Below are 10,934 nucleotides of genomic sequence, written 5' to 3'. Positions count from 1 at the left end.
ACCTCCCCCCTCTCCGCCCCCCCAGACCCCCCCCCCCCCCCCCCCCCCCCCCCCCCCCCCCCCCCCGGCCCCCCCCCCCCCCCCCCCCCCCCCCCCCCCCCCCCCCGCCCCGATGCGGGTCGGGAGGGGGATCAGCCCGCTGCCTTGACGCCGGCCTCGAGGAACTTGGTCCAGGCCTGGTCGTAGGGGACCGAACCCTGGTCCATGCCCTCCAGGACCTTCTCCACCGAGGTCTTGACCTGGGCGTGCTTCTCACCCAGGAAGACCGGCAGCAGGTCCTTGACCGACTCGCCGAAGATCTTGCCGGTCGGCGCGTCGTTGAAGAACTCGTTCTTCAGGTCCGCGACCGCGGGGTCCTGCTGAGCCGGGATGGAGCTCGGGAAGGCCGCGGCCTCCTGGAAGGCCATGACGTGGCCCTCCTTGCCGGTGAGGTAGTTCAGGACCTCGGCGGCCTCCTTGGGGTGCTTGCTCTGCTTGGGCACGGCCAGGTAGGAGCCGCCCCAGTTGCCGGCACCGCCGGGCACCGCCGCGACGTCCCACTTGCCCTTGTTGCCCTCACCGGCCGCACCGGAGACCACACCGAGCATCCAGGCCGGGCAGCCCATGGTCGCGAAGCCGCCCTTCTTGATGGCGGCGTTCCACGGCGGGGTGAAGGACGCGAGCTTGGCGGTCAGGCCCGCCTCGCTGAAGCTCTTCACCGTGTCGAAGGACGTCTTGATCGCGGGGTTGGTCTCGATGACGAGCTGGTTCTGCTTGTCGAAGTAGGCGACGTTGCCGTTCTTCGGCGCCTCCTGCGACAGGATCACGTTGTAGAGCGTGTTCGGGCCGTCGAGGAACTTGGGGTCGCTCTTGCCGGGGTTGGCGGCCTGGAACTTCTTGCCGACCTCCATGAAGGCGGCCCAGTCCGGCCAGAGCTTGCCGACCTCTTCGCGGTCGGTGGGCAGGCCCGCCTTCTCGAACAGGTCCTTGCGGTAGCACATGGTCATGCCGCCGATGTCGGTGCCGAGGGCGAAGAGCTTGTTGTCGGCGTTGATGCCGTTGTCCCACTTCGCCGCGGGGAAGTCGGCCTTGCGGCTGTCCAGCCCGTACTGGGCCAGGTCCGTGAAGAACTGGGGACGGGCCTTCATGAGGCCCATCGCGCCCTCGTCGAGGGCGATGATGTCGGCGGCGCCGCTGCCGGCCTGCAGACGCTGGAGCAGCTGCGGCAGGTAGACGTCCTCGAACCGGTCGGTCAGGTTCTGGTACTTGACCTGGATGTTCGGGTGAGCGGCGTTCCAGGTCTCCACGGCCTTGTCATAGCCGAAGTTCTCGCCACCTCCGAAGGTGTGCACGGTGATCGTCACCGGCTCGGCCGCGGCGGCGGAGGAACCGCCGGCCGCGGGCTTGGCGGGCTCGCTGGAACCGCACGACGTGATGGCCAGGGCGGTGGCCGCCATGACCGCTACGGCGGCCAGCTTGCCCTGCCGCTTGTTGTTCAACATTCCGGACCCCTCTCAGGTGGTCGCCCGAATCATTGGGAGGTGACATCGCGTACCGGTCCCCGACAAACGCGGCCTCACGATGCGGTCTTTCCTCAATGTGCTTTGGGAGCGCTCCCACGAAGAGTGGACGATGGGCAACCAGGACGTCAATAGACCGAAACTCAACCGTTACATGGAAGGCGTTTTGAGGGTCCTGGGGCGCCTAAATGGTGATATACATCCCATATGGGGTTTTGGGAGCGCTCCCATCACACGGGCATACAGTCAGGGCATTTCGCGCTCCTACCACGAACCGGCACCGGACGGGACCACCGCGCGGCGGACCCCGCGCGTGACCGTGCGCGACGTCCGGTCGTGTACGCGGCCTCGTGACGGCGTACGCCGCCTCGTGACGGCACGCTGCGGCACACGACGGCCCGCGGCGGCCCGTGGCGGGGCCGGGCGGTGATCGTGCCCGGCGCGCGGCCGCACGCGCGCGGGACGGCATCCGCACGGGAGACACGGAGGACGCGGGGACGCCGGAGACGCGAGGACGCCGGAGACGCAGAGACGCCGGAGATGCAGGGACGCCGGAGACGCCGGCCCGTACGCGATCGGAGCCCTCGTGCGGGACGGGCGGGCGCCGGAGGTATGACGAGGCCCGTCTCCCGGCCTGGCCGGGACGACGGGCGGATGGACGGGGGTGTGAAGGGGGAAGGGGGGAGGGGGTGCGAGGGGTCTGACACGTACCCTGACAGGGTCCTGGCGCGGACCCCGTCGCGTGAGTCCGTGAGCCGCGTGAGTCGCGGTGCCGGCCGGGGCCGGATCAGCCGGCGTAGACCGGGTAGCCGAAGCCGGCGACCTCGGACATGGGCCGGACGAGCTGCTCGACGTTACCGTTGCCGGTGTTGCCCTCGATCGTGGTGATCGTGCCGTCGCCGTTGTCGTGCTTCACGAAGCCGACGTGGTCGATGCCGTCGATGCTCTTGCCGCCCTCCCAGTCGAAGTAGACGACGGCGCCGGGGGTGGGGGTGGTGCCCCAGTGGCCGTTCTGCGCGAACCACTTGGCGTGGGTGACGGTGTAGGCGTCCCAGCCCATCGTGGGCCGGATGCCCGCCATCTCGCCGACCCAGGACACGAACATCGCGCACCAGGGGGCGTTGGCGTAGCCGTAGATGTTGCCTCCGTCGCGGGCGGCGGTCTCCTGGGCGCGGGGGGAGGACATGTACCACTGGTGGAACTTGGTCCCGCCGCCCATGGAGTTCTCGCGGACGCCGATCTGCTGGGCGGCCAGGTTCAGCACCTGCGCGGCCGTGACCTTGGGAAGCCGCTGGGCCACGACCTCCAGGGGGGTCCTGGCGGACCCGGAGTCCGAGGAGACCTCGGCGGTCTTGGTGTCGGCGGGCGGGGTGTTCAGCGCGCCGTGGCCGTCGGCCTGGGCGGCGGGGCCCATGACTCCCGCGGTCAGTGCGATGGAGGCGCCGAGGGCGATTCGTGCCAGGCGGGGGATGATGGGGGTGGGGGTGGAGCGGTGCTCGGTCATATGGGGGTTCGACTCCTTGCGTCGCTTCCATTCCGCCTACCGGGTTAGCTGACGGGTTCGGGCTGGGAAGTGCCCTACGACGCACGTATGCGTTGATTCACCCCAGGAACGTGGTTCCCCGGTTCCGCAGACCTCGCGGATTCGGCGGCCGTGCTCACCGGGGGCGGAGGGGGTCCGCCCAGGTAAGACGCGGTCGGGCAATGTGACGGCAATGCTCAGACCTTGGTAGACCCAGACATTTGCCATGAACGGGATGAACCTACGTCATCCGGTCAGACGATTACAAGCAGGACACATTGCCTTCTCATGGTGATAGGGCCTGGTCAGAGGGGTAGAGGATGCCGTTCCGCGCCCCCGGGAGGGGAGTGGATCACCCTCCCCGCGGGTCGTCCCATGCCCTCGCCGTCGCCCGGACCTCTTCGGGGCGGTGACTGGAAAGCCCGGTGTCCCCGGCGATCCGGAGATCGGGTCCGCGTCCGCCCGCCGTCCGGCCCGGTGGTCACGGGACGGGAAGGGCCGGTCCCCGGGCGACTCTTTACCTACCGCCTTTGTCGAACTGGCCTTCGATGGTAAAAACTGCGGGGGAGGCGGACGATCTTTCCTAAAGTCTTCTCAAAACCTCCTCAATGCCCTGTTCAAGCGGGGAGGCGGCCCCTCACGGCAGCCGCCGGGTCTCCCCGAACCGCACGCCGGTCATCTCCTCCGACACCTCCCACAGCCGCGCCGCCACCTCCGGGTCGGTCGCCCGGGCCGAGGGGCGCAGCACCTTCGGCCCTGGGCCGATGTACTGCCCGCCCGTGACCTCGGGGGAGGTGGCGGCGTACAGGGACGGCAGGGCGCCCTTGGTGGCCGGTTGCAGCACCAGGCGCATCAGGGCGTTGAGGGGGCGGGTCAGCACGCCCGTCTTCAGGATCCCGGTCGCGGTGGTGCCCGGGTGGGTCGCCAGGCTGAGCAGGGTCGCCCCCGAGGCGTCGGCGCGGCGCTGCAGCTCCAGGGTGAACAGCAGGTTGGCCAGCTTGGAACGGCCGTAGGAGGAGAACCTGCCGTACCGGCGTTCGAGGCCCAGGTCGTCGAAGTCGATCGTCCCGACGGAGTGCGCGTCGCTGGAGACCGTGACCACCCGGGCCGCCGGGGCGGCCAGCAGGCGCGGCATCAGCAGGCCGGTCAGCGCGAAGTGCCCCAGGTGGTTGACGCCGAACTGGGTCTCGAAGCCGTCGGCGGTCGTCCCCCGGGGCATCGGCCCCACCCCGGCGTTGTTGATCAGCAGGTCCAGCGGCTCGCGGACGGTCTCGGCGAAGGCGCGCACCGACCGCAGGTCGGCCAGGTCGAGCGCCCCCGCCTCCACCCGGGCCCCCGGCACCTCGGCCCTGACGGCCTCCAGCGCGGCCCTGCCCCGCCCGGGGTCACGGGCGGCCAGCACGACCCGGGCGCCGTGCCTGGCCAGCTCCAGCGCCGTCGGCAGGCCGATGCCCCCGCTGGCCCCGGTGACGACGGCCGTGCGGCCGGTCAGGTCGGGAACGTCCTCGGCCGTCCACATGGCTCGCCCCTCTCCGGTCCCGCACGGCCCTGCGACCCGCGCGGCCGACCCGCCGGTGCCCGGCGTGGATCTTCAGGTACGGGCAGTGTACGGAACGGCCAGGCGCCCCGCGCGAAGCCACGCAAGATCACAAGTTGGCGCGCGTGGTCCGCTGTTCACCCGCAGTTCCCGGACCGGTAAGGCCACCGGGTTACGGTGTGGCGGTCGTGAACGGGTCATCGCCCGGCGTGGAGGACGGCCGAGACCACGCGCGGGAGCAGGGTTCGGCCGTCGCCTGGGTGGAGTCTCCGCTGCAGATGCTCTGCGCCGTGGAGGCCCATCACGCGGGGCTGCTCGGCCCCCGCGGCCACCTCGTGCCCAGGGCGGGCCTGCGCCCCCTGGCGGTGACGGGACGCGAGCTGAGACGCCTGGGGCTGCCCGAGGGCCTCGAACTCGCCGAGGCCCGCCCGGACATGCCCCGGCCGCCCCGGGGACGCACCTGGGCGCTGGGCGACGCCTTCTCCGGCAAGGTCCAGTTCCGCTGGCTCACCGCCTCCCCCGGCCGGGTCGTGATCGTCGACGACGGCCTGGCCACGATCAGGCTCCTGGAGCTGATCACCGGCAGGCCCGGCACGCCCCTGCTGCGGGCACGCGGCGGGGCCGGGCGGCTCAGGACCGTCCTGGGCGTGGCGGCCGGACTGCGGCTGCGCGCCGCCGCCCGTTCCGGCCGGCTCTCGATCTTCACCGCGCTGCCCGTCGCCCCCGACCTGGCGAAGGCCGTACGGGCCAGGGGGATCGAGCTGGTCACCCACGACTTCGCCTGGCTGCGCTCGCAGCCGCTGCGCAGGCCCCGCCCGCAGGAGCGGACCGTGGTCCTGGGCACCTCGCTGGTCCGCAACGGCCTGATCCACCGGGAGCACTACTTCACCTGGCTGGCCGGGCTGGGCGCGGACGGGCCGGTGGCCTACTTCCCGCACCGCCGCGAGGACCCGGGCGACCTGGCCCGGGTCGCCGAGCAGCGCGGGATCACCGTCTACGACGGCGGCATCCCCGCGGAGCTGACGCTGCGCGGCCTGGCCGCCGAGCAGCGGGTGCTGAGCCTGCCGTCGACCGCGGTCACCTCCCTGCGGATCCTGCTCTCGGCGCGGGGCGTGGCCGTGCGGACGGTGGACGTGCCCGACGAGTGGTGGACGGCCGAGGCGGCGCCCTCGCTCCGCTCCCACCTGTCGATGTTCGCCCATCACGACACCGGGGTCGCCGGACCATGAGCCGCCCGCCCGGGCCCGGGAGCCATCGGGCCGTGACGCGATGACACCGTGACGCCACGATCCCCGCGGCCCGGAGCCCGGGGATCGGCCACCCGCGAGCGCCTGCGGTGCCGCGTTCCCTGTCCACGTACGACACCGGGGGAGACACCCCCGGCTGGAGGTTCTCGTTGAAGGTCCTGGCCGTGGCCGACTCCGACTCCTACCTGAAGTGGGCGGCCTGCCTGCTGCGGGGGCTGCCCTCGGGCTGCACGACGGAGCTGGCGGTGATCCGCACCCCGATCGTGCCGTCCCCGGCGCAGATCCAGGCAGCCGTCGCGGGGTCGGCGGCCGAGCCGCCCGTGCTCTCGGCCCGCGCGCTGCGCCGGGCCGCCGAACGGTTCAGGCCCGACGTGGTACTGGTGGCCTGCACCGGGCCGGTGGTGGACGTGCTGGTCGCCGAGGTGCTGGCCGGGCTGCGGCCCCGGCCGGTGTTCGCGTCGGGACTGCCCGGCATCTCCATTCCCGCCACCGAGAAGGCGTGGCTGTTCCGCAGCGGGTGCGAGCTGTTCGTGCTGCACAGCGGCCGGGAGGTCGAGGAGTTCTCGGCGATCGGCCGGGCGCTGGGCGGGGGCGGCCAGGTCGGCCTGGCCCGGCTGCCGTTCCTGCACGGCACCGGTGGCGCACCCGGCGGGGGAGCCGTCGCGGGAACCGGAACCGTCGCGGGAACCGGAATCGGAACCAGGACCGGGACCAGGACCGAGACCGGAACCGGGGCCGGGGCCGCAATCGAGGCCGGGGCAGGGGCCGTGATCGGGACGGGTGCCGCCGTGCGGCCCGCCGTCGTCGGCCCGCGCGACCGGGTGGTGTTCGCCACCCAGGCCAAGGTGCCCAGGCGCAGGGAGGAGCGCGAGAGCGTCCTGCTGGCCCTGGCCGAGCTGGCCCGGCACCGGCCGGACCTGGACGTCGTCGTCAAGCTCCGCGCCCTGGACACCGAACGCCAGACCCACAACGAGCGCTACCACTACATGGGCCTGTGGCGGTCGCTGGTCGAGCAGGGCCGGGTGCGGGACGACGCCGTACGGTTCGCCACGGGCCCCATGCACGAGCACCTGGCCTGCGCGGCCGGGTTCGTCACCGTCAGCTCGACCGCCGCGCTGGAGGCCATCGCCGGCAAGGTGCCGCTGCTGGTGCTCTCCGACTTCGGTGTGAACGCCGAGATGATCAACCTGGTCTTCGAGGACAGCGGGCTGCTGGGCACCCTCGACGACCTGGCCGCCGGGCGCTTCCTGGACCCGGACGACGCCTGGTGCAGGGCCAACTACTTCCATCCGGGCGCCGACGACGACTGGATCTCGCGCATGGTCTCCCTGGTCGGCCAGGCCCGCTCGGGACGGCTCGTCCCGGCCCGCTCCCTGCTGGACGGCCCCCAGTACGCCGCCGCCCGCCGCCGCGCCCGGATGCGCGTGGAGGTCCCGCCGAACGTGCTGCGCGCCGGGTACCGGGCCAAGCGCCGGATGCGCCGCTACCTGCGGGCCCTGCGGTGAACCCCGTACAGGCTTGAGCCGATTTTGAACGTCCGCGCTCGTGTCGTCCGCGCCGAAAACGGTGAGGGTCCCTGAGGAGAAACCGGCGGAATCCAAAGGCGGGCCCATGTCGCACCATCTCGACTCCGAGCAGGCCCGCCAGGACGGCCGGCTCGACATCACCGACCACTACGTCTTCCGCGGCGAGACCGGGACCGTCTTCGTCCTCGACGTGAACAGCTCCCTGTCGGGGTCCGGCACGCGGCCGGGGTTCCATCCGGAGGCCCGCTACGAGTTCAAGATCCACCTGGACGGCTCGGCGGCCGAGGAGCTCACCTACCGGGTGGCGTTCGGCGAGCCCGCCCCGTCCGGTGAGCAGGGCCTCACCCTCCACGTCCTGACCGGCCACGGCGCCCGCGACGACAGGGCGGCGGGCGAGCTCCTCGCCGAGGGCCGGACCGGTGAGACCGTCTCCGGCCCGGACGGCCTGCGGCTGTGGGCCGGGCGGGCCCTCGACCCGTTCTACGTCGATCTCGCCCAGGTCCGCGCGGTCAACCTCGCGGTCAGGAACGGCGCCCGGGTCGAGACGCCGGGCTGGGAGCCGGGCGCGGCCAAGAACAGCTTCTCCGGCTCGACCGTCCACTCGATCGTGCTGGAGGTGGCCGACCGGGACCCGCGCCTTGGCACCGACCGGCGCATCGGGGTCTGGGCCACCACGAAGCTGGCCACCGACGCGGGCGGCTGGTGGCAGGTGAACCGGGAGGGCCGCCCGATGATGTGGCCGATCTTCCGTCCCGACGACGGCGAGCGGGCCGGTGCGGCGAACCGGGTCCACCCCGCCGACGAGATGGGGGCCGAGAGCGAGAACATCGCGCGCCTCGTGGCCGCGGTCGCCGCGGCGAACGGCGCCCCGGGCGACCCGGTCGCCTACGGCAGGTCCGTGGCCCATCACCTGCTCCCCGACCTGCTGCCCTACCGGACGGGCACCCCGGCCGCCTTCGGGTTCGCCGGGCACAACGGCCGTGGCCTCGCGGACAACGCCGCCGAGGTCATGTTCTCCCTGGTGCTGAACGCGGCGACGAGCACCGGGCTGACCCCCGGGGAGTTCGCGGACACGCGCGCCGACCGCTTCCCGTACGTCGCGGCCGAGCCGGCCGGCACCGGCTGACCCGCCCCGGCCCCCGCCCTCCCGTCCCGGAGACCTGAACCCTGGAGACCGGAACCCGGGAGGTCGGGACCCGGGAGGCCGGAATCCGGGAGGTGGATCGGAATCCGGGAGATCAGGACGGGAACGCCCTCGACAGACGGCCCCGGAGCCTGCCCAGCGGAGACCTTCCCCGCCGCGCGGTGCCCGGGGCGGAGGGCAGCAGGTCCAGGGAGGCCAGCCGCCGGTTCTTGAAGTAACGGGCCGAGCCGTACGCCCGCAGGTAGGTGGCGGCCGTCTCGCGCAGGCCCGGGTAGGCCTCGCTCTGCATGCAGTACCCGACCGCGCCGACCAGCGCGGGAAGGTCCACGGCCGGTGGGTTCTCCAGCGAGCCGTCCACCGACAGGCGCGGCAGCAGCGCGTCGGTGATCGTCACCGGGATCCGGTTGCTGTTCTCGTACGGGATGAGCCGCTCCAGGACCGACTCGCCGCCCATCGTCGCCACCGGGAGCCCGAAGTAGCGCCCGGCGGTGATCAGCGCGGTGGAGAAGCAGCCGACCACGAGCTCGGGCCGGGACGCGGCGAAGCACGACTCGGCCGGAACGGTCTCCGCGACCACCTCCAGCTCGACGCCCAGCTCGACGGCGGTCTCGCGCAGCCGCCGGGCGTGCTGCCGTCCGGCGGCCGGGTGGGGCTTGAACAGCACGCTCCGGAACCCGCGGGCGGCCAGGCCGCGCAGCATGTCGGCGTGCAGCCCCGCCTCCTCGGCGGGAGTGAGGATGTCGAGGGCGGAGAGGTACTGGCCGAGGATCATCGCCCGGCCCGAGGACGCGCCACCGGCCTGCGCGCCGACCACGTCGAGGAAGGCCCGGTCCGGGACGATCTCGGTGCTCACCCCGTACTCCGACAGCAGCAGTGGCGTCAGGTCCGGGACCAGGTCGAGGTGGAGCAGGCGGGTGACCCTCCCGGCGATCTCCAGCGGCAGCGGGTCACGGGTCGGGCCGTAACTCATCAGGCCGTCGGAGTAGACCGAGACGGGACAGTCCCTGACCAGCCCGGCCACGGTCCTGGCCGGGGGGACCGCGATGGACTCCAGGACCAGCTCGTCCACCCCGTCGTCCAGCGACAGGTACGAGCCGAGCAGGCGGCTCAGCATCGGCACCTCGACGACGCGGGCCTTCCAGTCCGAGGGGTGCAGCGGGGCCACGATCCGGTTCCACGAGTGGATCTCGTCGAAACGCGGGCGCAGCGCGGCGAAGGCCGGCGTCTCGTCCAGGGCCGGGGTGATCTCCGGGATCGCCGCGTTGTTGGAGACCAGCAGGATCCTGCGGCGGGAGCGGGGGCCGAAGCGGCCGTCGTCGATCGCCGCCGCCAGCGTCATCGCGCCGAACAGGGTCGAGGCGTAGAACAGCTGGGTCATCGGCCCTCCAGGAGGCTTCGCAGGACCTGGTCGCGTTCCGGATCCAGGCGGCTCTCGGCGAGCAGGTCGGCGGGGAGCCGCCGCAGGGTCGCGGCGCCACGCTCGGCGAAGCGGGCGCGGAGCTCGGGGGAGAAGCGCTCGCCCAGCTCCAGGTGGTGGGTGAGCAGCGCGCGGAAGGTACGCACCGCCTTGGGCATGAACTCCTCCTCCGTCTCGGCGAAGACCACGTCGAAGGCGTCGAAGAAGTGCAGCTGCCTGGCGTCGCCGGTCTGGGTGAGCGAGCCCGCGACCAGCCGCCGGTAGAACACCCCGGTCAGGGAGACCACCGCGAACGAGCCCGCGAGCCGGTGCAGCCGCCAGATCCACGGCCTGTCCTCGGCGGTGTGCAGGTGCCCGGGGAAGGTCAGCAGATCGCCCAGGTCCCGGCGGTAGATCCCCGCCCAGGCGTACGGGTAGTCGACCATGGTCTTCGAGCGGGCGGGCAGGATGTGGTCACGCGGCTTGAGCACCGTCTCCCGCACGGCGAGCGGCGCCCGGTGGATCACCCGTTTGCGCCCCTCCACCTGCACGTGGTCGACCCGGACGAAGTCGCAGCGCAGCCGCTCGATCGCCGCCACCAGGTCCGCCAGGTACCCCGGCGCCAGCCAGTCGTCGCCGTCCATGAACGTCACATAGCGGCCCGAGGCCAGGGAGAGCCCGAGGTTGCGGGCGTCGGCCAGCCCCACCGGCGCGTCGTTGTGCACCACCGTCAGACCGGGCAGGTCGGCACTGAAGTCCTCGATGATCTGCCCGGTCTCGTCCACCGATCCGTCGTCCACCACGATGAACTCGAAGTCCCGGCGCGCGTTCCCGACCAGCGAGGTCAGCGCGTCACCGATGTAGAGCTCCGCGTCCCGCACCGGGACGACCACGGACAACGTGATCAACTAATTCTCTCCATTTCGAACCCCACCCCTTCCGACACCGACCCCCCAGGCAACGCCCCGGTCTCCCCGCCCCCCGGCGACCGCCCCGCCCCCCTCCCCAGGGACTTCCCCGTGAGGCCGCGCCGGCGACTGGACCGAGGAGGGAGGAATCGTGA

The 10,934-nt window shown here is 72.4% G+C and carries 8 protein-coding genes and 1 riboswitch; of the genes, 3 read left to right on the top strand and 5 right to left on the bottom strand.

The window, feature by feature from the left end; translation table 11 throughout:
- Nucleotides 1–131: 131 nt before the first annotated feature.
- The 3 genes from ACZ6RT_RS32300 to ACZ6RT_RS32290 form a co-directional block, all read right to left on the bottom strand.
- Entirely contained in the window at nt 132–1,481 is a 1,350-nt protein-coding gene (locus ACZ6RT_RS32300; RefSeq protein ID WP_470157618.1) for an ABC transporter substrate-binding protein, read from the bottom strand.
- Nucleotides 1,482–2,286: 805 nt separating this feature from the next.
- Nucleotides 2,287–3,003, bottom strand: coding sequence for a CHAP domain-containing protein (locus ACZ6RT_RS32295; RefSeq protein WP_399189401.1), 717 nt, complete (start codon nt 3,001–3,003; stop codon nt 2,287–2,289).
- An 18-nt stretch (nt 3,004–3,021) separates the two neighbouring features.
- A riboswitch (cyclic di-AMP (ydaO/yuaA leader) is annotated at nt 3,022–3,160 on the bottom strand.
- A gap of 498 nt (nt 3,161–3,658) precedes the next feature.
- Nucleotides 3,659–4,540 (bottom strand): oxidoreductase, encoded by an 882-nt coding sequence (locus ACZ6RT_RS32290; protein ID WP_470157616.1) that lies wholly within the window; start codon nt 4,538–4,540, stop codon nt 3,659–3,661.
- 206 nt (nt 4,541–4,746) lie between these two features.
- Here ACZ6RT_RS32290 and ACZ6RT_RS32285 point away from each other — a divergent pair, with 206 nt between their 5' ends.
- From ACZ6RT_RS32285 to ACZ6RT_RS32275, 3 genes are all read left to right on the top strand, one after another.
- Complete coding sequence (locus ACZ6RT_RS32285; RefSeq protein ID WP_399189397.1) at nt 4,747–5,787, top strand: hypothetical protein; 1,041 nt, start codon at nt 4,747–4,749, stop codon at nt 5,785–5,787.
- Nucleotides 5,788–5,894: 107 nt separating this feature from the next.
- Nucleotides 5,895–7,310, top strand: coding sequence for a DUF6716 putative glycosyltransferase (locus ACZ6RT_RS32280; RefSeq protein WP_470157615.1), 1,416 nt, complete (start codon nt 5,895–5,897; stop codon nt 7,308–7,310).
- 106 nt (nt 7,311–7,416) lie between these two features.
- On the top strand, nt 7,417–8,457 hold the full coding sequence (locus tag ACZ6RT_RS32275) for a DUF4331 family protein (RefSeq protein ID WP_399189393.1): 1,041 nt from the start codon (nt 7,417–7,419) through the stop codon (nt 8,455–8,457).
- A gap of 112 nt (nt 8,458–8,569) precedes the next feature.
- Here the strand turns inward: ACZ6RT_RS32275 and ACZ6RT_RS32270 are convergent, their stop codons facing one another.
- Together ACZ6RT_RS32270 and ACZ6RT_RS32265 are read right to left on the bottom strand one after the other, a co-directional pair.
- Nucleotides 8,570–9,853, bottom strand: coding sequence for a polysialyltransferase family glycosyltransferase (locus ACZ6RT_RS32270; RefSeq protein ID WP_470157614.1), 1,284 nt, complete (start codon nt 9,851–9,853; stop codon nt 8,570–8,572).
- A complete protein-coding gene (locus tag ACZ6RT_RS32265; protein WP_399189389.1) occupies nt 9,850–10,779 on the bottom strand; it encodes a glycosyltransferase family 2 protein in 930 nt (309 codons plus the stop codon). Before ACZ6RT_RS32265 ends, ACZ6RT_RS32270 begins: the two co-directional genes overlap by 4 nt.
- Nucleotides 10,780–10,934: the final 155 nt, after the last annotated feature.

This window comes from Streptosporangium sp. NPDC050148, assembly GCF_055586505.1.
This window is presented reverse-complemented; position numbering and strand designations above follow the sequence as displayed.